This is a genomic window from Deefgea piscis (genome assembly GCF_013284055.1).
GTDB lineage: Bacteria > Pseudomonadota > Gammaproteobacteria > Burkholderiales > Chitinibacteraceae > Deefgea > Deefgea piscis.
Genome location: NZ_CP054143.1, coordinates 2,676,548 through 2,702,433, shown reverse-complemented (window position 1 = coordinate 2,702,433; position 25,886 = coordinate 2,676,548). Strand labels below are relative to the sequence as shown.

Below are 25,886 nucleotides of genomic sequence, written 5' to 3'. Positions count from 1 at the left end.
CTTTACTGAGCTGCATCGTCGGTGCTTGATTTAATCCAGCCGCGCTTTTCGCTAAATAAACGCGCCCAATGCTCGACGCCCGACTGGCCCAGCGTACCCAGGGCACACGCCACACCGACTAATGCCAGCGATGGCGGCGAAAACCACAACAACACCACCAGCGCCGACACACTCAAAATGCCGTTAAGCACCGCACGCCCCAGCACCATGCGCCAGTTGTCCGGTGCGGCACTGGCGAGTGCCCGAGCAATCGGCACAATGGCGCCAACAACGAACAGTAGCGCTAGGGTTTCCCAAAACGATTTCAATTCTTCTTGCATGCCGATTCCTTTTTGAAGGGCGTAAAAAAACCCGCCATTAGTTTGGCGGGCTATTGATTTTGCAATGGCAACTACTCAGGCTGTGGCAAGCCCTTAACAAAACGCTCGTTGTCTTGGGTTGTTAAATTCATGACCGCCGAGGCCTGCTCTTCATTTAACAAGCCAACTGAAACCAAGGCATTTACGCCTGCTGATACGTCAGGGTTTTTAAGATCGATGTACTGGCGCACACTAGTGTCACGTACCACAGCCATGACCAGCGGATCAGTGCTCGACAGAATGCCTAATTTACGACTACCGAATCGGTCGTAAAACGCACCAATGTCGATGTGGAAATACGCTCGACTGGCGTTATCCCACGTCAATACGTTTACCAGCGGCTCAGACCATTGACCATTGATCTGCCGCCAACCCTGCTGAACAAACTCAGGTACCACGACAAATTGAGCAGCCAGAATCGGGTGAAAGTCTTGGTCTGGATTATTTGATGCCGCGACAACAGCGTTATTTTCGATTAGTGCTTTCATGCTCACCACTCCACAACAATTAGGCCTTCGCCGCCCTTGGACGGAAAATTTCCGCCACAGCCACCGGCTATGCCACCAGCAGAGCCATTAACTGAGCCACCACCGCCACCGCCAAAGGCGCCACCTAATCCGCCTTGCGTATAGCCGCCAATACCGCCGCTGCCACCACCACCAATACCACCCGTTACTTGATTGCCATTGCCACCACCACCACCTAAAAAATCACCCAAAAACCCTGAATTTACAGCCGGTGCGTTATATAGATTACTGATTGTTGGGCTGCTAGTATTGTAATTACCGTGTGCATCTGTACCACCAAACGCAGAGCCGCCAGTACTTACCCCCGCCGCCACATCACCCATTGGCGAAACACCGCCGCCGCCGCAAACGCCATTACCGGTATTGCCGCCACGCCCTAATTGCGAGCCTGCACCACCACCGCCTGAACCGTTTGCGTTACCAGCCTTACCGCCATTGGCTCTAAAATCGCCGCCGATACCCACGCCACCCGTACCGCCAACCGTCGCCGTACCCGCCGTGCCGCCAGTTGCAGAAATCAGCGCACCAAAGCTGGATGTGCCGCCTGTGCCGCTCACTACACCAAGCCCGACCGTCGCGGTGTGGCTTGCACCCTCGACCACATCGAATACGCCCATCGCGAAACCACCGCCACCACCGCCAGCGCCACCAACAATCGAGCCGCCACCCGCACCAAAAACACGGACTCGAACCGACGAAACGCCAGCAGGGATAACGAATGGTGTGGTTTTGAAAAACACCATGAATTGGCCGCTACCAAATGGCGGCAATTGCCCGCATGCACGGGGCGTGCCGCCCGATCCAAATAGTGCGCTAGCTCTCATTTAATCGCCCATCCGTGGCTGGCGCTGATATAGGTCAGCTGATTATTTAAGTAATTCAGATCCATGATGTAATCCTCGCTTTTGCCTTGGATTTTTTTGCCATTACGCAAAACAGTTAAATTGTTTTTTGCGAACGTACCTAAATGATCATTCAGCCAAACAAAGTCACCGACATTTGGATTTAGCGGCAAGGGAACGCTAAAAGCGGCGGCTGAGGTGTCGCACTCATACGCGCGGCCCGTTTGCAGCTGCACGCTGGCGTTGATGATATTCGTCTGCCCTTCGGTGTGGATGACTTGACCAAATTGCGCCGTGGGCGGTAAACCAGCGGCGGCTTGCGCGGCAGCGGCGGCGGCACTGGCTTGCGCGGCAGCAGACTGCACGGCATCAGTTTGCGCTGCGACCGCTGCGGCATCGGTGGCGACCTGCTCGCCTGCGGCGTTGATGTAAGCACCCAGATCATTGGCTTTAGCGGTCCACCCAGCCAATGCGGCAACATGGGCGTCGGCTTTTTCTGCAAACACCGAGCCCGAATCGGCACGCGAAGGTGCTGGAGGTAAAGCGGGAATAACAGGAACTGGCATTAAGTTAACCCCTCAATTTCTAAATTGCATTCACTTAAATTGGCGTAGGCGATCACAATATCGAACTCCTTAAAAAAGCCATAAATCACCGTGGCGTTATATTGTTCGGCACCGATCCATAAACACGGCTTGGCGCGTAGCGTGGATAAATAGTCCATTAGGCCGTCGATTTGGGTATTGAGTACCTTCATTTGCCAGACACCGCGCTTGGCAAAATTGCGCTCGGTCAGCACAAAATTGCCCCACTGATCGCGCTCTTTGCGCGAGAAATCCTGAATGCCAGCTTTGGCGCCCATTTCGATGCCCTCACCAAATTCAACTTGCGCACCGACAATCGCAGTACCCAGCGTGACATTGCCTGCCGAATTGGTAATGGTCAGCCGAATTTTGGCGGTACCATAGGCAGGCAAGTCGGTTAAGATCACCATGCTTTTGCGCTTAATGGGGGCAAAACACCACTGCCACCAGCTGGTTACAATGCCGTTATCCAGCATTTGGATTTGGCGGCTATATACCAGGCCATCGACCAGATCAATCAACTCAATCAGTACGGTTTCGGCTTCGACATTGAGCAGCGCCACCGTGTTGACGACCTTGGCGGGGGTGATTTCAACCACAATCGACCCCGCCTTGACAGTTTTAGTGCTGTTGACTTGATCAAACATCGCCCAGCGATTAGTCGGCCCAACATCAATCCAATTGAGCTTGTCCACCTCGGGCAAAGCAGCGGTGGTACCCGCGGCCACACGCTCATAAATCCGATGCGTTTGTGTGCGGATCACCCGCTGCCCGACGATATACGCAGTGGCAGCAGCCCATACCGGATAGTCATTTTCCGGTACTGAGCTGCTGCTTAACGCGGCATCACTAAGATTGATCGGCTGTACAATTTTTAAACTCATACCGCCCTCACTTCAGGTTGACCATCCCCATCCCAGCGCGCCAAAACCTTGGCGGTTTTTTGCGTGGATTCGGCGATAGCACGGCTTTGCGCGGCTTGATCACTACGTAAACCTTGCAACTCTTTGATTAGTTCGGCATTGAGTGCGGCCAATTCAGCCAACCGCGCATCACTGGCCGCACTACGCTGTGCTTGCTGAGCCAGCAAAGCAGCGAGCGACGCATTAAAAGCTTGCGTCGATTCATTCAGTGACTTGGTTTCGGTCCATGTGCCTTTTGCAATTTCAAGCTGCTCGCGGGCGGCAGAGACAATCCCATCCAGCCGAAAAATATCAGCGTCATATTGGTTTTGCGCCAGCCCGATTTGCGTATCAAGCTTGCCCAGATTGTCTTTATGCTGCGTTTCTAGCTGTTTGAATTGCGCGGCGGCGCTGGCTTCAAAAGCCGCCTTCATGTCGCGACCTTGCGACTCAATCGCGGCAATCGATTGCTCAAGTAACACCACCTGCTGATCCGCCGTACTGATTTTGGCGTCCACCAAGCTGCCTAACTCACGCAACTGCCCTGCTGTCACTAACTGCTCGCGAGCAAAATCAGCGGCACTACTAAACCGATTGGCATCAATGCGGCTCACAACATCGAGCTGCTGATTGAGTGCATCGCTCGGTGTAAACGTGCCCGATTTGGCCGACTGCAAAGCGCCAGCAACAGCCGCCTTGGCTTGCTCATACTGCACATCTGCCAAGTCTTGCTGACTGCCGGTTAAGCGATCAATTGCCGATTGAATCCCATTAAACACTGACTTCAAAGCGCTTAATGCCGATTTAGCCCCGTCGATCTGTGCTTGATAAGCGGCTTTTTGTGCGTCGAGCTGCGCGGTGGCCATGTCTAATCGCGCGGAATTTTGCGCGGCAATAATCGCCTTTTGCGCTTCAAATGCCGCAACTTCAGCATTTTTTTGCTCGTTCAGCACACCTAAACGCCCATCGAGCGCCGATTTTGCGGCTAATTTCTCCGCATTGGCTGACTTTTCCAGCGCGGTCATCGCCGCATCAGCTGCCGCCTTTTGATCTTGCAAGGCATAAATCTGATTTTGAATAGCGCGATTACTGGCACTGATCACCGCCAATTCACGCTCACGCAATGCGACGGTATTACCTTGCGCGGCCAATAACTGGCCCTCTAAATTAAAACGCTCAGTCGCAATTTCAGCCGCACTTTTGGCCGCCCGATTTTGCATTTCGAGCGCCGCTGCGGCGGCGGTGGCCGATTCATCGACGGCATTAATCACCGGGTGTAATTCAGCAAATGCGCCCGACACCCCCAGCAAAGCGGCATAGGCTTTTTGCCCCGATTCGGTAGTTAAATCTTGCGCCTCAACCACCGCCCGAAACGCCTCGCGGGTCTCGGGCAATTTCACCCCGACAGCGTTCAGCGCATCAGTCATATTGCGCGTGACATTGGCGGTTTTTTCAGCGTCGGTATAAAAGTTGTCGTAATACGTTTTGAGCGAGCCAGTCAGGTTTTCTAAACCGCCAGTAAACCCCAGCAAACCCGCTTTAGCGTCATACGTTAATGCCGACAATTGCGCCATCGGCAGTAAACCAATCACCGCGCCAAACCCCGCCACGGCATTAGCTTGCTCACCGATCGCGGCAATCACGGCATCGGATGCGCCGCCGTTAGCAATGATTTTTTTAACCGCGCCAGGTGCATCAGAGGCGGCGATAGCCGACACCATTGCATCATTAATCCGTGTGGTGTATTCAGCGGCGGCTTGTTCTGCGGTTTTACTACCGCGTCCAACTTGGCGCAGCGTCTCGTTGTCGCCAACATTCCCAAAACCAACGCCATTCGATAACACCCCGCCGGCATACGCAAAGCCCTTGCCATTTTTACTGGTTTCGAGCGCGCCATAGCCACTAGCGACTTTGAGCTGCGAACCGGTGGCTGCCAAAATGCCGTTTACGTTACTGACCATTGCCGACAACTGATTGGCTGCGCCGCCTTGGGTGAAATCGCCGCCCGATGGGCCTTGGATTTTACGCACACTGCCTGCTGCATCCACCGCCAAATCAGTACCGCTGCGGGTTTCGCCCCCCTCAAATTTTTTAAACATGGTATACGCCGCGATGGCCACACCGACGTAAGGCATTACCGTGCCCAGTGTTGAGGCCACGCTACCGAGTGATGAAGCCAAGCTGCCCATTGATGAGGCGGCGAGTGTCGCCCCTTGCCCAGCAACCGAAGCACCGGCAGCAATACCGCCGATGCCAGATGCCGAAGCGCCAACTAAAGACGCGATACCGCCGATGCCTTTAGTGACGAGACTGCTTAAATCCATGCCACCCAAATTAACGCCGCCAGCACTGGCATTGGCCGTGCCTGCCAAACTACCTAAACCTACCGCACTAAGCCCACCCTGAATCCCCATTTTAACCGTGGGCTGCAAGATCAAAGTCTTGAACATATTCACCAGCGTGTCTTTGAAGTTTTTGGCAAAGTCTTTGCCATCTTCAAAGCCGCGCATCAGTGCATCGGTGATCGATGAGCTGATGCTATCACTGGTTTTTTGCCATTCGTCACGGGTTTTTTGCGCGGCGTCAGCTTGGTTTTTAATCCATTCGGCAGTGATCTCTTTGCCTTCAAATTGCTTTTGAAAGCCAAGCGCTTCTTTCATTGCCTTAATTTGGTCTTTGAGCAATTGCTGCTCGTTGTCCATGCTGTTGATACCCGCGCCCATATTGGCTTCGCGCTGCATTTCAACGAGGAGTAATTCTTTTTTGGCCAGCGTCAATTCAGCAATCTGTACTTTACTCAAACCAAATTGCTCGGCCTCATCGCGTGCCGAATTGACTAATTCGGCATTGCTTTTGGCCGCATCGCTAAAGGCTTTGCTGAGTCGATCAATCTCTTCACGCGCCAACTTAGCGCTCATTAACCGATCAATCTGCGTATTCCAAGCCCCCAACAAAACAGCGCCATTTTTAAGCGGCGCGGCGATTTTTTCGGCCTCGAGGCGTAGTTTGCCGAATTCATCAAGGCCGTCTTCAGCGAGGCGTTTACTGAGTGAGGCACCGAAGTTTTCAGCGGCATCGGCAGCGCGTTTCATCGCTTTAGCGGCGGCATCGGATGCATCGGCGGTTTTTTTAATTGGCTGAGTGACATCATCAGCCGCTTTGCCGGTTTTTTTAAGTGCTTCGGTAGCCAGATCGCTGCCATTAATTAACCGCTGCGTTGCCGTATCGCCACGCCCAAATGAATCCACCACACCATCAGCGTAATCACGCGCACTTTGGCCAAGGCCACCGAGGGTTTTTTTCACATCCAGCGTGGCGACGCTAAAGCTACCAACCGCACCACTGGCTTTATTAAATCCAGCTGCGATGGTATCTGCGCCGGTGACACTAGCCACTGATGCGCCGGCGGATAAAACTTTGGCAAAACCACTGGTTAAATTGGCGATGCCTTGCAGTGCGGCATTAATCGGTGCAACCAGCGCATCGACCAAAACCCCACCCATACCGACAACCGTCGCGTTAACTAAATTGAAACCGTCAATCAGTCCAGCAATACCGAGCCGAATACTAAAAATGGTAAATGCCATCACATCAGCACCACCCAGCGCAGTATTGATTTCAGCCGCCCAACTGGCAATCGCGCTGCCCGCATCCCACAAATCACCCACTAAGCCTTTGGTTTGATCCCAAACACGGCCCAACGAATCGGCATTGTCTTGCACCCATCCACTAAAGCTAGAAGCCGCGCTTTCTAATTCAACCCCCGCACTTTTTAAGCTTTCAGTGATTTCATTGACACCTGTCGCCAGCATACTGCCGACGCCCGCACCGTTGATTTTACGAAAGACACCATCCCAAGTATCGCCAAGATTAGAGACTTCACCCTCTAGGCTTTTCATGCGCTTTTCGGCGCCACCCGCAAAAGTAACGTCACCTAATTTGCGTAAATAACCTTCGATTTCTTGGGCGTTATTTTTAACCGTGGTGGTTACACCTTGAAACGTCAGCTTGACTTGATCGCCCTGCTTGCTGGCTTTAATACCGAATTCTTTCAGGCGCTCAAATTCACCGGTTGACGCATCAGCGACGGCCTCAATCATTTCATTAAGTGATTTACCCAGTGCACCGGCGGTATTGGCGTAGCTGGCAATGGCTTTTGACGAAGGGTCTAAACCCAAGTTTTTGAGTTTGACGAAGCCGCCGACTACGTCTTGCAGCGACTCGGGCAGTGTGCCAGCCAAGCCCTCTAATTCAGCAAACTTGGCTTTGGCGGCATCGATCGAACCGGTGGCGGTTTCAAGCTGGGCATTGAGCGTGCCAAATTCACGCTCGACGCTGACTAATTTGCCGATGCCAAAACTAGCTGCTAAACCAGCGGCAGCTACACCGGCAGCAACCATTGAGGCGGTAAAAAGACCGATGTTTTTAATATCAAACGCGCCACGGGCTGAATTGGCCATTTGGCCTAAACTGCCATTTAAATTGGCCGCAGCGGCCGCTGAACCAGTGAAGCTACCGGCCATACCGCGCGCCATATCGCTAATCGAAGTCGATGCCTTACGCGCTTCACGCTCTACGCCCCCCGCGTCGGCGTTGATTTTGATGGTTACATTATTGTCAGCCATTGTTTTGCTCCGACCAAATGGTTAGGGTTTCGACCTCGAGCACTTGCAGCGCTTCAAATAGATCATCAGATTGATCTGGCTCGACTTTAAAGCGCCGCTCCATCATGGGTATGATGTTGTAATCCAAGCCGGTCTTACCGTTCAGACCCACACGCCACTGGGTACCCATCGCCATAAATACCTGATATGCCAGCCAGTTTTCGGGGTAGACGTCGATTTCAGTCGGCGTGGCGGCGGGCATTTGGGCTAGATACTCTGCGGCCAAGTCAGGCGGCAAGCCAGGTGGCAGTGTCGGGGCGGTGGATCGCGCAGGCCGAGCAATCGCCTGTGCGATCTGTTTTAGTTTTTTGCGCGCGATTCCAAAAACGATTTGCGGAAACCGACAAATAGATCGGCTGCTGCGGTTGGGTAATTGGTGCACAAAGTTTCGAGCGCCACACTATCAAACGGCACTGCTGCTCCATCGTCTACGATACCAGCCCAATCGACTATGATTTCGCCAAGTGCTTCGTGGTCTTTTTTACCTTCCAGCGTCTCAAAGAATTCTTTCACTTGCGGGCGCGGCAGATGCTTGAATTCAATCGTAACTTCGACTTGCTTTTCTTGACCGGGCATCGTGAGGCCAACTTTTGCTTTGAATGTCGGTTTTGGTGTGAGTTTGAACATTGAAAATCCTTTAAATTTGAATAAAGACCCGCGCGCGAGTCTTAAAAATTGCTGCGTCAGCCATGCCATAAACTGGCAAAAGCCGACCGCAGCAAAATAACTAAACACTCACTGCGGCAGCAGATGTCAATCGATGATCACTTGGTGTAACGCGGTGCTGATGCCTGCGTGATACTCACCGTTGAGGTATGGACTTCACTGCCACTGCCTTCGGGCGTACCCGAAAAGCCGATATAGCCAAAGAACAGCATTTCGAGTCCATTGGGGTATTGGATCTTCATCGCCAATTTTTGACGCGTGTCGGATGCTTGACGCAAGCGCATCTGCACCGGATCCATCGGGTCCCATAAGACTTTCACTTGGGTTTCGATGCCGTCGGTTTCGGTCGGAATTTTGCGTTTGGTGGTTTCAGACAGCACCTTGTATTCGGCAAACTGCTGCGCACCACCACTAAAGCTGAACTCGCTGGCGGTCGTCAGCTCGGTACCCAGCGTAACGATTTGCATCTGGCCCGAGACCAACGCCGAATAGCCGGTAGTATCTTGGTCTTTAAGCTCAAACGTTTTTGCCGCACCGTTGATATTTGCCGCTTTGACTAAGCCATCATTGAGCTGGCTTGGGCCAACCATATTGCTGAATGCAATGTAGTCGCCGTTGGCTGGCGCGGTGGTTTGCGCGGTCGCTACAGACGGTTTACCAATGGTTAATGCCGTGACGTTTTGTGCGGCAGTGATTGCCGATTGAATAAAGATTTTCGATCCAGCGGGTACATAAATATCAGCCATTTGAAGCTCCTAAGAATAAAATTTAAATACGGCGACCGCGTTCGGTCAGATACGTGGCTTTCCAAATCACGCGCTTGATGGCGTAGTTGGCGTCCGACATTTGCGAATGCTCCCAACGATCACCCAGCCATTCCCATTTCACAGCGTCGCCTAATTGGCGGCTGTCGCTGATGACGGCAAACAACGCGGAGTCCATCGCCTCGATCAGCGCGATAGGATCACTACCGCGCGCGATTAAAGTGACGGAGAACGGCTGATCAACCGCGTGATTACCCATTGGATAACCACTGACCGGCTGAGCATCGAGCGGCTGAATCACCACCGCACGAGTGACTGAATTGGCAAAAGCGGCTTCTTCAGTCGTGACCACCGGTACACCAGGCAGCGTGGATTGCGTTAAAACCGCGAGCGCGTCGCGGATGCGTTGCAATGCGGTCATGGGGTTACCTTTTGCAGATTGACGCGCAGTAGCGCATCGCCTTCGGGTGGACTCATGACCTCAAATAGCTGCGCATTGATCGTGACGTGTGAGCCCACATCGAGGCCGACAAAATCAGCGGGGTCATACGTGATGCTGATGCTTTTGCCAGCGAAACCACCAAACTGCGCAGCGGCGTTGACTTCATCAAAAATCACCTTGCTCACGACTGCGCCAAAGGTCATCGGCACACCGAAATCCACCAAGAAAGCGGCGGGGTTTTCGGTCATTTTTCGCCTTTGTCCTTGATTTCGGGATTTGATTCGTCGACAGTCGTTTCGTTAATCGGTGCAGCTGCATCGACATAACGCACGCGCTTGCAGCTAGACAGCACATAAGCTTCATCGTCGGAAATCTCGACTTGCTCACCGACTTCATGATGCTGACCGCCAATCAGGCATGCCTCTAAAATTTCAATCAGTTTCATTGCAACACCCCATAAAAAAACCCGCCGACTGCGACACAGCGGCGGGTTTCGGTTAAACAATTAGGTCAATGCATCGACCATGGCAGAGAATGATTCAGGGTGGCGCACGGTAAAATCAGCGGATTGGAATGCCGTCACACGCACCGCGCCGGTAGTGCTGTTGCTGTATGGATCAACCAGCAAATCCAAACCGCCCCACAGGCCCATCAGCAAGTCAGCCCAATTGCCGTAAATCAATGCCGAGCACACGCCGCTCGATGTGCCTTTAGTCAGGTTACTTGGCACTTGATTTGATACTGCGACATTACCCGCGATCACGTCCCAAATCGATGTGCCGTTGGTACCCGAGAATTGCTGGGTTTTCTTTAAGCGGCCGCGCACTTTGGTGTTGGTTAAGTACGCGCCGTTGCCGGCATTCAGATTGGCAATGGCTGATTCGAGATCAACGATATTGTCCCAAGTTGGCGCCAAACCGTTCGCACCACCCGCGACTGAACCAATCCCTGCTGTAGCCAAGATGCCGCGCGGCTGATTACCCGTTGCCGAACCATTGATTGCTGCAAAATCCAAGCCCAGCGCCATGCTGCGTTGCAAGTCCATTTGAATAAAAGCTTCAACGTCTAGCGAACTTTGTTTTAGCAGTAAGCGTGATACCTCGGTAAATGCAGCGATGGTTTTCGGTGTGAGTGCGACCTGATCAAACGCGGCTTGCGTCTCAGTCGGTGCGCCATTTTCAGCCACCCAATAGCATGCGGCACCGCCAGTTTGCCGTGGAATCGCCACATTGCCGACCAAGCCCGTCATGCGGGTAATGCCGAGCTGTTCAAGCACCATTTGATTGACCAGCAAATCAACAAAAGAGCCGTGCTGTAAATCAGTCTGTACAGTATGGCCACCCGCTGTCAGCGTGCCGACGAGCAAATCACGCTTCATCGCTGGGCGAACCAATTGGCGCATAATGACTTCATGCGGAATGCTTACCTGCGCCCCCGAGCCTTTGGCAATTGAGCTGCGGGTTTGCGCTGCTGCGCGGCAAGCTTCTAATTCAAAGGCTGCCTCTTTGGCCATGGTTGGATCAGACAGGCTGCAAATCAATTTACGGAAGCTAAAGCTCGCCGCTTCTGCATCACTCAAGCCCGTTTGCACGTCGTTTTCTGAGGCGCGTACGACACCAGACCCTTTTTGCTTGGCAAGGTCATCCATCACGAGGGCGCGATAGTCATTCACCCCCAAACCTTCAGCAATGGCTTTGGTCGCGCTAGCAGCATGGCCAAATTGCTTGGCAATCGCGTTGATTTCAGCAACGCGGTTACGCTCTGCGGTCAGTACCGCGTTTGGATCTACGATTACTTCCATTTGTTTTTGCTCCACTGAATTAATAAGGTCGGTTTTTACTTCGGGTTGTGGTGTTGCCACCGTTTCGATCACACGTTCTGCAGCCAGCGGGCGCGGATCGAATTCGTCGGCACTGCGACCGACCCCCACGGTGTCGTCGGCCGGGACAGACACAATGGAAATTTCGTAAGGCTCCCAATCGGTGACGCGATAGGTTTCGATTTCGCCCGATTTGGATTCCAATTGATAAGCGTTGATGAGGTAGCCGACTGACACCTTGCTGCGGATGCCATCGACGATGTCTTGCCAGATTTCAGTCGCTCGCGGCGACTGGCCAAAGCGCACTGTGGCGCGGCCAGTGCTGTTGTCTAATCGCACCGACTCCACGACGCCAACTTGATCGCGCAGGTTGTGATCCATCAGCAGCGGCGCGGCGTTATTGAGCCGTCCCATGCGAATGGATTCGGGCTTATGGTCCAAAATCTCGACGCCCCACCAGCGCTCGTATGGTTCTTCACTTGAAAATGCCAGCTCGACGGTGCGAGCCTCGGTATCAATCGCATCGCGCACCACGCTAAAAGCGCGGTGGGCAATGTTTGGCTTTTTATTCGCCATCTGCACCTCCAGACGTCAAAACGCCCGCATCAGCGGGCGTGGTTTAAGATTCAGTTTTTTCGGGGGGTGGCGGTGGCGTCTCAACAGCCAGGGTAACTGGACGCCTTACGCCGCCAACATCTTGCCAAGCCGTTTTAACTTCAGCGCTCGCAGCAGGGAGTCCTGTCGCTGAACGCATGAATTCCTCGTCCCCTGTTTGCGGCGTTACCGCCCCAGCACGAACCAACACCCCATAGGTGTCAGCCATCGACTTCAGTGTGTCGCCCCCCCCCACTGCATCTTGTACTCCACCAGAAAACGCCTTCATTTGCTTAATGAGTGGCCCGAATTCATTAATATCCCGCTGGAATCGTTGCTTAAATTCTTCAGGATCAATCCCAAGGCTTGTAAGCACATCACTCCACGTTGATAAACCATTCTCGATAGCCAGAATGCTGGCTTCCATATCTTTCTTAGGGTCAACCCACTGCCAGCGGCGACCTTGCCAGCGAGCGGCGTCAAATTTAGCTAACTTGCTCATCGGTAAGGCCAACTGGCCCGACAAAATCGCTAATGGCAACCATTCGGAATACATGGGCGCCAAAAACACATCGATTAACCAGCTTTGCAGCGCCATCCATTCATCACGTTCATCGAGTAAACCGGCACGAATCGAGCTGTAATTGACGTTTTCCAAGTCACCAGTGAGCCCGTTGTATGAAACGCCCATGCCCGCTGCCATGCCGCGTAAACACGCTTTAGTGAATTCGCCATACAGCGCATGCGGATAATCGGGATTGAACGATTCAAACTTCATGCCGACGGGCAAGGTCTCGAACGTCCCTGGCTCAGCGTCGGTAATCACCGCTTGGGCGGCATCTTCGTACTCACCGAGCGCGGCACCGCCTGAGCTGGTTTCGTCTTGGGTGAAAAAGCCCATTTTGGCCGCGCCGACTCGCGCCGCCGTGACGGCGGCTTCTTCATAGCCCCCGAGCATATTCATGCGAATCATGCCGGTGGTCATCCACGGCACGCCGCGTTGTTGACCGATTTCAAGGGGTAAGAACAAGTGCCAGATTTCATCAGCTAAAACTCGCAAGCGTTCTCCCGCAAGGCGGTTGGCTTGTTTGATGTGATAGGCCACTGGCTTATCCCATTCATCGAGCTCAACCCCCATCACGATACGATTGCCGCTAGCGGCTTCGGTGTTGAGCGTTTCATCGAGCAAGCCTACGTCGAGCATTTGCAGCTGATAACCGAAATCGCCCTTGCCTTTAACACGGCGAATTAAGCACTCACCATCTTTGACCAGCGTTTCAATAATTAAACGCTGCAGCGTGAGTAAGCTGTGTTGGCCTGTCACGTCACACTGGCCACGTTTGGCCCAGAGCCAAAATGCATCGGCAATGGTTTTTGAATCGACAGTGTCAATCTTGCCATCCGGTCTGGCGGCTTGTACTTGCAGCCCAAAGCCTTCTGGCCCGACGATATTTCGCACACAGAGCCGTACAAAATTACGGGCGTAGTCGTTATTGCGTGCGAGATCGCGCGAGCGAGCGCGCAATTGGCGCAGGCCACGCTGTAAATCTTGGTTAATGGTGGTGGGTGTGGTGCCCCAACTGGCGGTTAACCGCCCAGTATTGGCGGCAGCAAAAAGTCGCTTTGCCGCAGGAGGCGGCATACTGCGCAAGCCAAAGGTTTTTTTTATCCAGTCGAACATTAAAAGCGCACCTTAATTTGAGCAGTCCGAGGTTTAAAGCCCTCTGCTGCTTCCAAAGTTCTCACTTCTTTTTGCCAGTGGGTGATCTGCTTGAGAAAATCTGCGCCATCGCGATATTTCATCGAGCGATCGGCACCGCCACCACCCCCAATCCGATATTCCTGAACAACAGCATTACCGCCTTGCTGATAGCTTAAATAAGCAGCGCGCGCGGCAGCGAGGGCGTCTCGTGCAAACACTAAGTCCACACTGGGGATTGGGTCAGCCATGGTGTTTTGCCTTGTTGCGATGTTTTTTATTGCGAACCTTGGCCGCTGCGCGTTTGACCTTGGCGGTACCGCGACCCGTAGCGAGCAAGGGGCGATCATGGCCTGACACCACCGGCAGATTCACATGGGGGGCATTGGCAAAAGCAATGGCAGCCAAAGCAGCGAGTAAGCGAATTGGCGCATGGCGCATGGCGATTCTCCGGGCATAAAAAAACCCGCCAACTGCGATACAGTGGCGGGTTGAATGGATCACCTCCTTCGAGGCGAAAAGAATGAGGACGGCGGGGGTAATCCGCCGTGCCCTGGGCATGTTGCACCGAAGTGCTCAGCGCATCAGGGTTGGGTTGCACAGACATGCAAAGGACAGTGTTTTGAGTTGGGAATGCCGCTTGGGGAGCGGGGCTTGGGGAGCCTTGAAACCCAAAACACTGGCCTTTGCAGATCAAAAACAAACGAGTGGACGCAAAAAAGCCCCTGCATTTCTGCTAGGGGCTTTCTTTAAACTACCTGAACGCAACTTTGTTCACTGTAGCACCACTATAGATGATGGTAAAAATTAGTGTCAAGTTTTTTTGTTAATTATTTGCCGCCAAATCCGATTTAAAGCGACCCATAACACCCGTACCTTGTGGCAAACGTAGGCTTTGCTTGAGTTCTTGCCAGTGAAAGCCAAACCGCTGAACGGCGCAATGCCAGCGATAATTTAATGTTTGCTTTGATACCCCCATAAATTTTGCTTTTTCAACCATTGTGCCGTAGCGCAAATAAACCAGTTCCAGCACTTCCCGATCTTGTGGATTAGGGAGCGCTAAAATCAGTTTTAAGGTTAAATCCAAATCTTTACGATCAAAGGTGTAATCCCGATCATCACGCCCTTTAACGGTGACTTGGTAATACAAGCCACTGGGCAGCATTGCACCTTTACGACCACCACCGCTCACTTCGCCGTACTTTGCTTGAGCAAACCCACCTGAACCTTCAACTTCGAGCTCTTTAAGTTGTGCCAAAGCGGTTAATTGCGCGTCTACATTAATAAGCAGCATTCCCGTCTCCGTAATTCCCCAGAGACTCCTTAGTCTTGTCCAATCCCACACGGCAAGACTTTGTTTTATTGACTTATTTTACTCGATATTTCTGATAAATAAATAACAATCGGTGTCAACAAAGTAACTTTTTTTCTTACCAATTTTTAGCATAGCCCCCTTGGCGGCGTGGGCGTTGTTGCTGCTTGGGCTTGGCAGGCGGCAAAGGTGCGAGCGGTGCAATGAGTGCAGCAGCAGGATCGGGCTTATCCAGCGGCACTTCGACCGGAACAACGTGTGCCGGCTGCAGCATGGCTTCGCGTTTATCCCAATCGAACTGCTTCCATTTGTGAATGTGCAGCTCAGGGTGATGACTGGCCGCGAGTGCATAGACTGCGGTATCGAGCGGCTCATTGCGTTTGCCTTTTTTGATTTCCCAGCGATTCTTTTTCGGGTTAAAGGCTTCGGACACTAGGCCGTCGTACCATTTGGCTTCGAGCTCATGGCTGAAATGCTCTAACCGCGCATCTGCGGGTTTATCGGTATCGGCATTTAATCGCGCATACAGCCAGTGCTTGGCGGTATCGCCACCGACGGTATAGAGTTGCACGCCTTTTTTAATGGTTTGCCCTTTCCAGTTCACATCTTGCTGAGTCGGTTTACTTAAAATGGCGCGGCCGGTGGTATTGGCGCCCTTGATGGCCATGGGGCGGCGCACACGCTGTGAGCGCACGAATTGATACACCATGTGGGTGTGATGACCACCGGTATCGATGGCCGATGCTTCGAGGCGCATGATTTTGCCCCAAGCATTAACGAATTCCGCGCCGTTAAGGTATTCAGCGAGCGAATCCCAAAGGCTTTCTTCTGCTGGATTGCCATACAGAATATGGTAATCAATCACCCACGATTTGCTATCTCGGCCCCAGCCACGAATTTGGATTTCTAAGCGATCATCTTGGGTATCGACGCCGGCAGTGAGTGCCACGCAGCCAATCGGGATGGTGCGTAAGTCGTAAGGCTCAGCGCGAGCGAGCAAGGTATTCGGTTTAAGATCGTGACTGCGATCAGCCCATGTTTCACCGAGGCGGGTATTCATAAACACCATCAGTTTCTCGGGCAGGCCTTGCGCGGCGATCCATTCGTTAGCGAGCTCAACCCAAGACAGGCCAAGGCCGACGGGCGAATAGATGGCGTTAATATGGTAGCTGCGATACGGGGCTGATGGATTGTGCGCTTGCCACACACCACCGGCGAGCATGGCGGTTTTTTCGTGCTCTTCGATAATGCAGCCATTGTGTTCGCAAACATACCAGGCTTGCCGCACGTATTCTCCAAGACGACGCCACTGCACTTGGCCCCAGCGTAAATACTGGCGTTCGCCGCAATGTGGGCAGGCCAGCATATAGCGGCGTTGATCGCCGCCCTCGAATTTTTCTTCGATTTTGCTTGCGTCTTTGATCGTTGGGCTCGATACGCCGAACATTTTGCGGTCATGAAACGTGGTGAGCCGCACTTTAAGCAATTCAACTGGATCACCTTGCAATGTAGACCAGTCATATTCATCAACTTCATCAGCCAGTGCATAGCGTAGCGAGGTCGATTTTAGGTCAGTCGTTGAGCCGGCCGTTTTGGCATATAAAATACCGCCAACGAATTTTTTACGCTCGGCACTATTATCGCCACCCTTATTGCTTCGACTGGCCAGTACGTCACGAACAGCGGGGGTTTGCTCGGCCATTGGGTCGAACTTTTGACTAAACCAGTCTTTTAAGGCTTTTTCAGTCGGCATGATGACCCCGACTGGGCCTTTGGCGTGTGCCATGATGTAGCCCAGCCAGTTCGATCCCGCCTCGGTACCCCCGACTTGGGATGACTTTTGAAACCAGACTTCGCGCACAGGACTGTCTTCAGACAGTGCGTCCATGATCTCGCGCAAATATGGCGTGCGGCTGGTTTTCCACTCACCATGCTCAGCACTGCCCTCGCTGGACAGTTTGCGGTTTTGATCTGCCCATTCAGAGACGGTAATAAATTGCTTAGGGCGAACCGCACGACGCGCAGCGCGGTAGGCAAGGTTAAAGGCGTTGGCGGTTTGCATGCTTAGGCCTTTGCTGCTGCACAAGCAACAATTGCACGTCGCACGGCGGCAAAACGATCATCACCAGACTCAAAATACATCCCATTCACAGACAAATCATCGGCATCGACCAGCATTCGCAAATGTACTGCCAAGCTCAGTGCGTCTCCGTCATCTGCTAGCGGATTCCAATACTTATTCATTGCAGCCATCACAACACCTTTTGGCCTTTGGAGCCTAGGCCCAAAAAACATGCCATGCCCTTCTAAAGCAGGATAATCCCAATCCAAAGGCCCAATACCAGCCGCCTTTGCCGCCGAATCTAATAACTCACGATCAGTCATCACTCATCTCCTTCAACTTCTTATCAAAATTGCGCTCCATTTCGGATAGCGCGGCGTGGATTTCGGTTTTTAGCGTGGCGCGGATGCTGTCTAAGTCCTTGCCGACCAGCTCGCTGGCGATGCGTGCGGGTAGGTTTTCCAGTGCTTGGCGAAAAGAAATGGAGATATCGGCCACGGCGTGGCTCACTTCGCTGGCTTCGACCAGCTCACCAATCCGCAAGCGATAGTCGGCTTCTGACTGCATGGCTTTGAAGTGGGCGGTTTTGGCTTCTGATGCGGCCTTGCTGGGTATATCGCTGGGGATATCATCGGGCATGCCTTCTGTTTCGATACCTTCGCGATGTTGTGCGTGGCGATCACTCACATCGGGCCGCGCGGCACCATCGGTTGCTGCAATGCGCGCTTGACTGGCGGCGACATCAACTTTGTCATCGATGATCACGAGCCGCCCCGCTTGCTTGAGCTTGGTGATATAGCTTTTGGCATAGCCGGTCATGCGAGCGAATTCGGCTTGGGTGACGAGTTGGGTCATGATTGCAGCGCCTTGATAAATTCGGTTTGAAAATGTTCGGAAACAGCTTTTTCTGCGATTTTTTCCAGATCGATTTGCGGCTTGTATCGCGCTTGTTTTACATAGGCCAGCACCATGCGCGAGCCCCAGCCGCTGCCAAATCGGCGACGCTGATAAACGCCAGGTGGCAGGCCTTCGCGATTACCGGGCTGCATGGCAAAGAACGTGCCGTTGCGCTTTTGATTACGTGCTTTTACTTTTGCGTCGGTTGATTTGTTTTGGTAGCCACTGAGTAGCTCGGTGCCGATTTGACTGATAATTTTCATTAAGATGCCGCGCCCCATGCCGCCGTAGGCATCAAGGGCAAACTCTTTGGCGGGTACGGCAACCCAGCCACGTGGCATTTGGTTGACGGCTTGCAAGGCCAGCTCAAAGCGTTTGAGGTGGCGCTTTGATTCACCAACACCACTGACAATATTGCGTAGGTATTTTTCTTGCCAGTCTTTGGCCTCTACTTTTGCGGTCATGCTACCGCGATCATATTTTGCAGGACGCACCACTAGGCTATTCAAAGTGAACGTCGTAGGGCGGTCGATTTTGCTTTTCATTTGCTCGACAACATCGGCCTTGGTTTGCCAGGCGGTCTTGGTGAGTGCAATCGCAGTGCTGCGTTGCACTTTGCGGCCTAGATTAGCGCCCAGCGCTTTGATTGCGCCTTGATCGACTGTGATTGTGACTTTCATGCTTGTACCTTTTTGGCCTTGGTGCCGACTTCTATGCCGTTTTCTGAGGCGTAAAACGTCGGCTGGCCGTTGATGCCCGACTTGATGCTGGGGTTGATGGCATCGGCACCAAATGCGGCGCGTAGGGCATCAATAAAAGCAGTGGTGACGGGCATGGCTTCACGCAGATTTGATTTTTGGCTATTTTTTGCAATGTTAGACATGTTAAGCACCTTGTTAGCGTATTTTTTTAGCCTAACTCATTGTTTTATATAATGATGTTAGGCACGTTAGATGTGTTAGATAGGCTATGTGTATGTGAGATTAATAAAATTAACACAATCATTAATGTGTTCGCGTGTGCGTATACGTGCGCGGGTGTCTAACTGGTCTAACTTATCTAACAAAGCTAATGAATACGCGGGTTTGCGTGGTTTTTTATGGCTAACCAAGTGGCTAACAGGTCTAACATCAATCATCAAAAACTCGCTTTACTGCGCTGATGCACTCAATAAAACGTTCAACTTGTTGTGAATTCCATGCCGACATGGTGGTATTGCTTGGCGGCAGCGTGTGATTGGGTGGGTATACGATGGTGAGTTGTGATTTTTTTAAGCCGAGTTGCACATGCTGGGCTACACGCTTCATAAAATTGGGTAAGCGCGAAATTTTGGTGAGGAATTGATTTTTTTGTTCAACGTATCGGCAGCCATTACGATCTGCCCATTTGCGGTAGAGCTGAAAAAGGGTTTCGATATCGGCAGCCATGACGGGGGACCCGTTTTCATCCGGATGAAAAATCAGGCTGGATGACAATTGACCTGCGGCCCACTCACGAGCAAATTGCTCCCACGAGTCCATGCTGGTGTTGATCAGTTCGGCTTTAGCTGCTGTCATCGGTGGGTAGGTTTCTGGTGTGAAACCATCCAGATTGACATGATGTAATAGGTGGTAATGCAGCGCTGCGAGTCCGCCGTTGTCGAGCGAGGATCGGATTGCGTTGTAGAATTTTTTCTCTTCTTTAGGCGGCGTCCAAATCACCACGTAGCGCCGGTCATCACGCTCTAGCACTAATGGCTGCGCTTCATTGGATAGAAATACCACGTTGCAGTGATTTGATTCCCAGTAGGCTTTGATGTTTTTTGGGTTAATGCGGATTTTCTTGCCGGTGACGATGGCTTTGAGTTTATTTTTGATATGGTGCATTTCTTGGCGAGCGATAACTTCATCGGCAACGACAAATAATTTACGACTGGCCCAGTCGTTATGTTTATCTTCTAGGGCTGATTGGTCGATGATTGCGCCGTATTCACCGTACAGCCGCATAATGGTTTCAAAAAATAGGTTTTTACCTGTGCCTTGTGGGCCATGAAATACCAGCGCTGTTTCCATTTTTGCGCCGTGATTTTGAATCGGATAGGCGAGCCACTTTAAAACCCATTGATAGAGCTCTTCTTTTTTATCGTCTTCATTGCTCACCAGGTAATACAGTAGATCGAGCAATTCACTGCAATCACCCTGCTCTGGACTAGTTGGCCAGCCAGCCCATAGATTGCATTTTATTTTTGGGTCTTGCTCGGTGGGATCAAAGCCGACTTCTTCAATTTTGACGATGCGGCGGCGTTTTGCATCGGCCTGCCATATACGCACGAAGTTTTTATCGGTACATGCATCACGAACATCGCCAAGCGGCACCAATAAATGATGGTCATGATCAAATGCCACAGAGCCGCCGTTGTAGACCAAACTAAAACGACCAAACATCATTTCGGCGTCATCAATCACTAATGCATTTGCAACCCCTCCCCCTTGTGTTGTCGCCACCGCGCGGGGCGCGACTGGCTGCAAACCCATTGCCGTGAGGTGGTCGGCGATTTGTGCTTCGACGACGCGTGGGCCTTCGAGCACCGCGATGTCGTTAAAATCAGTTGGGCCTTTTTTGTCTATCGGGCGTTCGTCGTTAAATTTTGGAATGACAACGGTGCCGCTGACTGCGAGCGCGGCCAGTTTGCCCATGGTGACACCCGGATTGCCATTTGGCATTTTTTGACCGCATTCACATTCAGCGACATCAGCTAGGTGATATTTTTTGCACTTAGGGCATTTCTTGAGATAGTCATCATCACAAGCAATCACGATTTTGGCTTTGGGGTATTTTTTGGCGATGGCCTGCGCGACTGGCTGTAGATTGCCAGCGTCAAAGGCGACGACGACAGGTAAACCCGTTGCTTCATGAATACTGGCGGCGGTGGCGAAACCTTCAGCAATAAATACGATCCACGTTGGCGTGCCGATTTGGTAAAAATGGCCTTTCTTAGCGAGTCCTTGCGGGAAAAAATCTTTGTCACGGCCTTTTTTGGCTTTGTCCGCAGCGCAATAAATGATTTGCAAGCCGTGGATCGCGCCTTTTTCGTCTTGCAATGGAATGGCAAAGTTGCCCCGAGGGCTAAAGCGTCCACCATTGGCGCCGACTTGCTTGCGAGTGAGGTACTCGAACTCACCGTCAGTTGATAATTTTTTCCAATAGACGTTAGCTTCTTTAGCGGCTTTCTCATTTTTGAAGCGCAGCGCGGTGTCTTGTTTCTTTTTGTCAGCCGCCGCACGCGCTTTGATCGCCTCGGCCTGTTCACTTGAGAGCGTCACACCTTTGGCGAGCGATACTTTTTGCGCGTTATTATCGGCACCTTGCCAAACACCAAACGATCCAGTGATAAATGAGCCAGTGCCATCGGTTTTTGGCACTTCGTACAAAATGTACCAACCGCGTGACTCGCGATCGCCATTGACCATTTTGCAGCGTTTCATTTTGCCGCTGTAATCAAGCGAAGTGATATCTAAGCCAAACGCTTGCAGCTGATTGAATACGTCATCGTAATTTGATAGTGAGTTCACGCAACGCACCCCTTGTAACTTACAAAGTGTGCGGCAACGCGTTCACTATGTTTCAAGCCTTTCCACATGCCAAAACATGGGGTCCGAATTACCCGCAGAGGGGAAAGCTCAGGGAGTACCTTTTGTCCGGTGCATTGTTGTAAGTTTTCGCTGATGGTGTTCACCCGCAGTGAACGCGCCATCAAGATGCCGCCCCACCCTTCAACGGGGAGGCGGGGGCTGCATGCTAGAATGATGCGACCCAACACCACCACGAGACCTACCATGACACAAGACCAGCTTGACCAACTCAACACCATGCAACAAGTATTACGGGGCTTAGTTGCATCCTTAGTCCAAGCCAATGCAGTCAACGGCACAGACCTTGCCGCCCACTTGCAAGCATTCGCCAACATGCCTGTTATTGAGCCGTTTGCGAAGACGATGCTACTTGATCTAGCAGTTGGGGCGGATTCGTTCCAGACCAAACAAGCACCTCCGCAGTATCCAGCATCGTAAACAACTTGCGAGCCGCCCACTCTTGCATAAATAATTCCATCGCACCCTCCTTGCTCCATAAGAGCTATTGAAAAATCATCGGCCACCGTTAGCCCTTCGTAGCCAGCATCAACAACAAAGCCGCGCACACTTGATGTGCTGCGGCCTTCTTCTCGCGCTGATGTAAACGTCTTATTGCCCAAGCCCTGCGATTGATACGCTGCTGAATATAAGTCATGATGGAAACTCATGATGCCACCCGAGCCAGCGTGGCGCGGATCGCGTTCAGCCCCTTAATTGCATCAGCAATCGACGCCTCAAGATCATCAGCCTCAGACCGAGTAATCACCAAATCATTAAACGCAGCAGCCAGCTGCCCTGCCACCACCGAACTATCCCCCAACTGCCGACGCATCACCTGCACCGCCAAATCAGCAGGACTATTAAAAATCAAATCAGACGCCAATAAACGCGACTCAATCACCACATGCCCGGTCAAAGCCGCCAAGGCGCTAGCAATCGCGGGAGACTGGCTCAAGCTCACCACCTCAGCCAACTGCAAAGCATTCAATTGTTTCTCAGGTAAATTAGGATTAGCCATGCCGTAGATACTTGGCTCTGCACGATCCAACGCCACACTCAAACGACGCACACCCGCCGCCTGAACGCATTCCTGAATCGCCTCAACGAATCGGCGATAATGATTAGCAGCCTCAGCATTGTTCATCACGACTTTCCTTTTTTAACGATGGATAACGCCGTTCGTAGAATTATCCTTTTACCCAAACCACCCAAGCTACGATTGAGCTTGGGAACTGCAATAAAAAGCTGACTCTTTGGGGGAGTCAGAAACCAACATCACTGGGGAGCGTTGTTGGAGGAGTAATTGTTAGAAGCGAACGCTTCAGGCCTTAATACTTGCAATTGATAAACACGCATCGGCGGAACTGAACCCTTGGTAATCCATTGGCTCACAGCACCGGCCGTCACTCCGAGGGCTTTTGCCAGCGCGGAGGGCGATCCATACAGCTCGATTGCTTTATTCGTATCCATAGGATTACTTTAGCATGCTAAACATTCAAAAAGCAAGCACACTTAATCTGCTTTGCTTTAGCCTACTAAACATGAGTCTTCTATCTGAACGCATCAAAGCGGCAATGCAGGCCAGCGGGATTAAATCCGCGCCATTAGCAAACGCAGCCAAAGTGACAGCCAGTGCGGTATCGCAATGGCGGAGTGGTCTTGTTAAGAATTTGGACGCGGCGACATGCATCCGAGCGGCGAATGCAATGGGCGTCTCCCCGCTATGGCTAGCGAGTGGTGAAGGTCAAATGTATAGCGCGGACACAACAAAACCAATCGCCAGCCCAGCGGTTATGCCGTTGATTGAACGACTCATCAGACTCGATTTAGATCAAAACATCACACCAAAAGAAATCGCGGCACTCAGCACCTTTATCGATGCGATCAGCCAAAAAACAACCATCGACCAGCCCGCACCAGGTACAGCACCCAGCCAATTTCCAACCGACGCCACGCGGCCAAGTGAAGAGTGCGCCCAAGAAGTCAACGACATCAGCGAAAAAATCAGCCAACTAGGCCAAAAAAACGCCCCTAAAAAGTCAGCATAACCGCTGGTCAGGTTGACCAAAATGCACATTCCAAAATTGAACGTAAGTAAATAACTTACGCGGTCATGGAAACCAGCGAAATTCGGCGACTCAACCTCAAGAGGCTCGCCGCCACCTATCCAAGTCAAACCGCCTTTGCCAACGCAATCTATCGCGAGCTTGATCAAGTCGGGCATCTGCTCAGCGGTCGCAGAAACATCGGCGCACGCCTCGCAAAACACATCGAAACCGCACTCAATCTAAATAATGGCAGCCTATCGCTGCCGCCCCCGATTGCACACGACCAAAACGGTCAATACAATCAATCGTCAGAAATCGACCACAATCAACAAATACTCGCCATGCTCCAAACAAACCCGCTACCCCGCGACGACGCGGCAGCGGTTTACTACTTAATAACAAGGCTTTCCGCTTGAGCATTCCTGTTCTACACCACCACAACTTTGCCGCCCCGATTCGTAAACTCACCGGTTTTAAATCAAAATGTGTGCTCTGTATCATCTACGACGAGACTGGCGTACAGCGGCGCGTCTATCTATTCGCACACCCTCACACCAGTAAAGGACTTGCCAATCAGTTAGCCTACTGGATGATACAAGCCTACGCCGACTGCCAACCCTCAGACGCAGCGTGGCTGATTCAGTTGCCTCGCGCCACACTCAGCCAGCTTTGGCCAGATCATCACTGGCACGAGCTGCACACCTGTTGGGCACTGCAAGAAATCCCCAACAGCAGCCCTGAGTCACTATCCACCACTCACAGTGCCGCACTCATGCGCGACCTAAATGCATGGCCAGACCTAGCATTAATCATCGGCATTAATGAAATGCTCTGCCTCAACAGCGCCACACCGACTACCCGCCTCGGCGTTGGCCGCTACGCCGCCATCGACGGCGGCGATCTACTCGGTGGCGAATACTGGACCATACCCAGCCTAAAGCGGCTCACCTGTACGCATAACCACCTCGCCCACCTTGCCGGATTCACCAATTCATGGGGCATCGCCAGCGAGCATCACCAGCAACAAGTCCAAGCAGCGTGCGCCAAACTGCCACAGCAGCTATCATCCATAGAAGAACTACTCGAATGGTTACAATTTATGCTCACCGACCAAGCCGCGCTCGCCGCCATTAAATTCATTCGCCCACGACTAAATCTAGCGCGCACGCGATGGAATCCGCACCATGACCCCCGAATTTGAACAACGCATCGCCCAAAAAATTAACCCCGACAGCATCATGCCCGAAGGCATCACCGGTCATTTCTGGCCTGTTTATCTACGCGGCCACTGGGGCACTGCCGAGCAAGGCGCACTCGGCGTCATATTAAAAATTGAAACTCCAGTCCCGCAACTCGTCTGGAAAATCATGCCCCCGCTCGCCCTTGCCGATCTCTACAACACCGAGACGCTCGAAAGCTGGACATTCCAACTCGAAATACTCGAAGAAACCCTCTCCCGAGGCGATACCCAAAGCCCGTTTCCCAATAGCCTGATCTTTGGTGAACCCATGCCCTGCCGTTTTCCCGACATCAGCAGCGCCGTCAACTCGCTCTACGAAGCCTGCACCAGCTTTCACCACGGCCTTGCCAAACAAGAACAACTCGGCGGCGAACTCAACAACCCATCATCGGCCAAATCGCAAATGCTCATCGAAATCAGCAAACGATTAGCCCGGCATATCACCATCATTAACGATGCGCCACACAATGAGATCATTCGCCTCGAAGGGCTTGGCCTATTTGGCATCGTCACCGACGGCACCCCACAAAGCGCCATCAACACCGCCGTAGAATTGAGAAAACAACAGACTGACGATGAACCGCTCACCGTCTGCATGGTCAACGAAGACCTCGTCTACGCTGAAGCCGCTACCGCTAAATTGATCGAATCGCTACTCTCGATCGGCGTCAACAGCATCATCGCCCCAGACGACAACGAAGCAATTCGTCAAATCGAACAGAACGCGAACAAATAACCCCCAATACACGTATAAACCAAGAACAAACCACAACCCGCTTCGGCGGGTTTTCTTTTGTATGCCATTCCTGTAAATTTCAAGACGCTTACCAATTAATTTACCTAAACCAAATAAA

30 protein-coding genes are annotated in these 25,886 nt (G+C 52.2%); 5 read left to right on the top strand and 25 right to left on the bottom strand.

Annotated features, from left to right (window positions below):
* Nucleotides 1–2: 2 nt before the first annotated feature.
* From HQN60_RS12670 to HQN60_RS12560, 23 genes are all read right to left on the bottom strand, one after another.
* Complete coding sequence (locus HQN60_RS12670; RefSeq protein ID WP_173533993.1) at nt 3–320, bottom strand: phage holin family protein; 318 nt, start codon at nt 318–320, stop codon at nt 3–5.
* Nucleotides 321–391: 71 nt separating this feature from the next.
* Complete coding sequence (locus HQN60_RS12665; protein ID WP_173533992.1) at nt 392–847, bottom strand: hypothetical protein; 456 nt, start codon at nt 845–847, stop codon at nt 392–394.
* A 2-nt stretch (nt 848–849) separates the two neighbouring features.
* Nucleotides 850–1,710, bottom strand: coding sequence for a hypothetical protein (locus HQN60_RS12660; RefSeq protein WP_173533991.1), 861 nt, complete (start codon nt 1,708–1,710; stop codon nt 850–852).
* Complete coding sequence (locus HQN60_RS12655; protein WP_173533990.1) at nt 1,707–2,294, bottom strand: hypothetical protein; 588 nt, start codon at nt 2,292–2,294, stop codon at nt 1,707–1,709. Before HQN60_RS12655 ends, HQN60_RS12660 begins: the two co-directional genes overlap by 4 nt.
* Nucleotides 2,294–3,196: a hypothetical protein gene (locus tag HQN60_RS12650; protein ID WP_173533989.1), complete on the bottom strand. Its 903-nt coding sequence runs from the start codon at nt 3,194–3,196 to the stop codon at nt 2,294–2,296. Before HQN60_RS12650 ends, HQN60_RS12655 begins: the two co-directional genes overlap by 1 nt.
* Entirely contained in the window at nt 3,193–7,839 is a 4,647-nt protein-coding gene (locus HQN60_RS12645) for a tape measure protein (protein ID WP_173533988.1), read from the bottom strand. Before HQN60_RS12645 ends, HQN60_RS12650 begins: the two co-directional genes overlap by 4 nt.
* Nucleotides 7,832–8,104 (bottom strand): DUF1799 domain-containing protein, encoded by a 273-nt coding sequence (locus HQN60_RS12640; RefSeq protein WP_173533987.1) that lies wholly within the window; start codon nt 8,102–8,104, stop codon nt 7,832–7,834. Before HQN60_RS12640 ends, HQN60_RS12645 begins: the two co-directional genes overlap by 8 nt.
* 74 nt (nt 8,105–8,178) lie before the next feature.
* Nucleotides 8,179–8,505 carry a phage tail assembly chaperone gene (locus HQN60_RS12635; protein ID WP_173533986.1) on the bottom strand — a complete coding sequence of 109 codons (327 nt, stop codon included), beginning with the start codon at nt 8,503–8,505 and terminating at the stop codon, nt 8,179–8,181.
* 137 nt (nt 8,506–8,642) lie between these two features.
* A complete protein-coding gene (locus tag HQN60_RS12630) occupies nt 8,643–9,290 on the bottom strand; it encodes a phage tail tube protein (RefSeq protein WP_173533985.1) in 648 nt (215 codons plus the stop codon).
* Between the two features lie 22 nt (nt 9,291–9,312).
* Entirely contained in the window at nt 9,313–9,729 is a 417-nt protein-coding gene (locus HQN60_RS12625) for a hypothetical protein (RefSeq protein WP_173533984.1), read from the bottom strand.
* Nucleotides 9,726–9,998, bottom strand: a complete 273-nt coding sequence (locus HQN60_RS12620; protein ID WP_173533983.1) for a head-tail joining protein — start codon at nt 9,996–9,998, stop codon at nt 9,726–9,728. Before HQN60_RS12620 ends, HQN60_RS12625 begins: the two co-directional genes overlap by 4 nt.
* Nucleotides 9,995–10,195, bottom strand: a complete 201-nt coding sequence (locus tag HQN60_RS12615) for a hypothetical protein (RefSeq protein ID WP_173533982.1) — start codon at nt 10,193–10,195, stop codon at nt 9,995–9,997. The genes HQN60_RS12620 and HQN60_RS12615 overlap by 4 nt, the downstream gene beginning before the upstream one ends.
* A gap of 60 nt (nt 10,196–10,255) precedes the next feature.
* Nucleotides 10,256–12,145, bottom strand: coding sequence for a phage major capsid protein (locus tag HQN60_RS12610; RefSeq protein ID WP_173533981.1), 1,890 nt, complete (start codon nt 12,143–12,145; stop codon nt 10,256–10,258).
* A 43-nt stretch (nt 12,146–12,188) separates the two neighbouring features.
* The gene (locus tag HQN60_RS12605) at nt 12,189–13,844 is read right to left on the bottom strand and encodes a phage portal protein (RefSeq protein ID WP_173533980.1); all 1,656 of its coding nucleotides are present in this window, start codon (nt 13,842–13,844) and stop codon (nt 12,189–12,191) included.
* Nucleotides 13,844–14,113 (bottom strand): hypothetical protein, encoded by a 270-nt coding sequence (locus HQN60_RS12600; protein WP_173533979.1) that lies wholly within the window; start codon nt 14,111–14,113, stop codon nt 13,844–13,846. Before HQN60_RS12600 ends, HQN60_RS12605 begins: the two co-directional genes overlap by 1 nt.
* Complete coding sequence (locus HQN60_RS12595; RefSeq protein ID WP_173533978.1) at nt 14,106–14,303, bottom strand: hypothetical protein; 198 nt, start codon at nt 14,301–14,303, stop codon at nt 14,106–14,108. The genes HQN60_RS12600 and HQN60_RS12595 overlap by 8 nt, the downstream gene beginning before the upstream one ends.
* 385 nt (nt 14,304–14,688) lie before the next feature.
* Nucleotides 14,689–15,156 carry an ECF-type sigma factor family protein gene (locus tag HQN60_RS12590; RefSeq protein WP_173533977.1) on the bottom strand — a complete coding sequence of 156 codons (468 nt, stop codon included), beginning with the start codon at nt 15,154–15,156 and terminating at the stop codon, nt 14,689–14,691.
* A gap of 136 nt (nt 15,157–15,292) precedes the next feature.
* Nucleotides 15,293–17,236, bottom strand: coding sequence for a phage terminase large subunit family protein (locus HQN60_RS12585; RefSeq protein WP_173533976.1), 1,944 nt, complete (start codon nt 17,234–17,236; stop codon nt 15,293–15,295).
* Nucleotides 17,237–17,238: 2 nt separating this feature from the next.
* A complete protein-coding gene (locus tag HQN60_RS12580) occupies nt 17,239–17,559 on the bottom strand; it encodes a hypothetical protein (RefSeq protein ID WP_173533975.1) in 321 nt (106 codons plus the stop codon).
* Nucleotides 17,552–18,091, bottom strand: coding sequence for a hypothetical protein (locus tag HQN60_RS12575; protein WP_173533974.1), 540 nt, complete (start codon nt 18,089–18,091; stop codon nt 17,552–17,554). Before HQN60_RS12575 ends, HQN60_RS12580 begins: the two co-directional genes overlap by 8 nt.
* The gene (locus HQN60_RS12570) at nt 18,088–18,813 is read right to left on the bottom strand and encodes a hypothetical protein (RefSeq protein ID WP_173533973.1); all 726 of its coding nucleotides are present in this window, start codon (nt 18,811–18,813) and stop codon (nt 18,088–18,090) included. The genes HQN60_RS12575 and HQN60_RS12570 overlap by 4 nt, the downstream gene beginning before the upstream one ends.
* Nucleotides 18,810–19,016 carry a hypothetical protein gene (locus HQN60_RS12565; RefSeq protein WP_173531756.1) on the bottom strand — a complete coding sequence of 69 codons (207 nt, stop codon included), beginning with the start codon at nt 19,014–19,016 and terminating at the stop codon, nt 18,810–18,812. Before HQN60_RS12565 ends, HQN60_RS12570 begins: the two co-directional genes overlap by 4 nt.
* Before the next feature lie 247 nt (nt 19,017–19,263).
* The gene (locus HQN60_RS12560; protein ID WP_173533972.1) at nt 19,264–21,684 is read right to left on the bottom strand and encodes a DUF5906 domain-containing protein; all 2,421 of its coding nucleotides are present in this window, start codon (nt 21,682–21,684) and stop codon (nt 19,264–19,266) included.
* 264 nt (nt 21,685–21,948) lie between these two features.
* On the opposite strand from HQN60_RS12560, the gene HQN60_RS12555 reads away from it, so the two are divergent.
* The gene (locus HQN60_RS12555) at nt 21,949–22,182 is read left to right on the top strand and encodes a hypothetical protein (RefSeq protein ID WP_173533971.1); all 234 of its coding nucleotides are present in this window, start codon (nt 21,949–21,951) and stop codon (nt 22,180–22,182) included.
* 226 nt (nt 22,183–22,408) lie between these two features.
* Here the strand turns inward: HQN60_RS12555 and HQN60_RS12550 are convergent, their stop codons facing one another.
* Nucleotides 22,409–22,888, bottom strand: coding sequence for a phage regulatory CII family protein (locus HQN60_RS12550; protein ID WP_173533970.1), 480 nt, complete (start codon nt 22,886–22,888; stop codon nt 22,409–22,411).
* Between the two features lie 131 nt (nt 22,889–23,019).
* Nucleotides 23,020–23,214, bottom strand: a complete 195-nt coding sequence (locus HQN60_RS12545) for a Cro/CI family transcriptional regulator (protein ID WP_173533969.1) — start codon at nt 23,212–23,214, stop codon at nt 23,020–23,022.
* Nucleotides 23,215–23,285: 71 nt separating this feature from the next.
* Between HQN60_RS12545 and HQN60_RS12540 the strand changes: the two genes are divergently transcribed.
* The 4 genes from HQN60_RS12540 (at nt 23,286) to HQN60_RS12525 (ending at nt 25,768) form a co-directional block, all read left to right on the top strand.
* Complete coding sequence (locus HQN60_RS12540) at nt 23,286–23,792, top strand: helix-turn-helix domain-containing protein (protein WP_173533968.1); 507 nt, start codon at nt 23,286–23,288, stop codon at nt 23,790–23,792.
* Between the two features lie 65 nt (nt 23,793–23,857).
* Nucleotides 23,858–24,208, top strand: coding sequence for a hypothetical protein (locus HQN60_RS12535; protein WP_173533967.1), 351 nt, complete (start codon nt 23,858–23,860; stop codon nt 24,206–24,208).
* Nucleotides 24,205–24,993 (top strand): hypothetical protein, encoded by a 789-nt coding sequence (locus HQN60_RS12530; RefSeq protein ID WP_173533966.1) that lies wholly within the window; start codon nt 24,205–24,207, stop codon nt 24,991–24,993. The genes HQN60_RS12535 and HQN60_RS12530 overlap by 4 nt, the downstream gene beginning before the upstream one ends.
* Complete coding sequence (locus tag HQN60_RS12525; RefSeq protein ID WP_173533965.1) at nt 24,977–25,768, top strand: hypothetical protein; 792 nt, start codon at nt 24,977–24,979, stop codon at nt 25,766–25,768. Before HQN60_RS12530 ends, HQN60_RS12525 begins: the two co-directional genes overlap by 17 nt.
* Nucleotides 25,769–25,886: the final 118 nt, after the last annotated feature.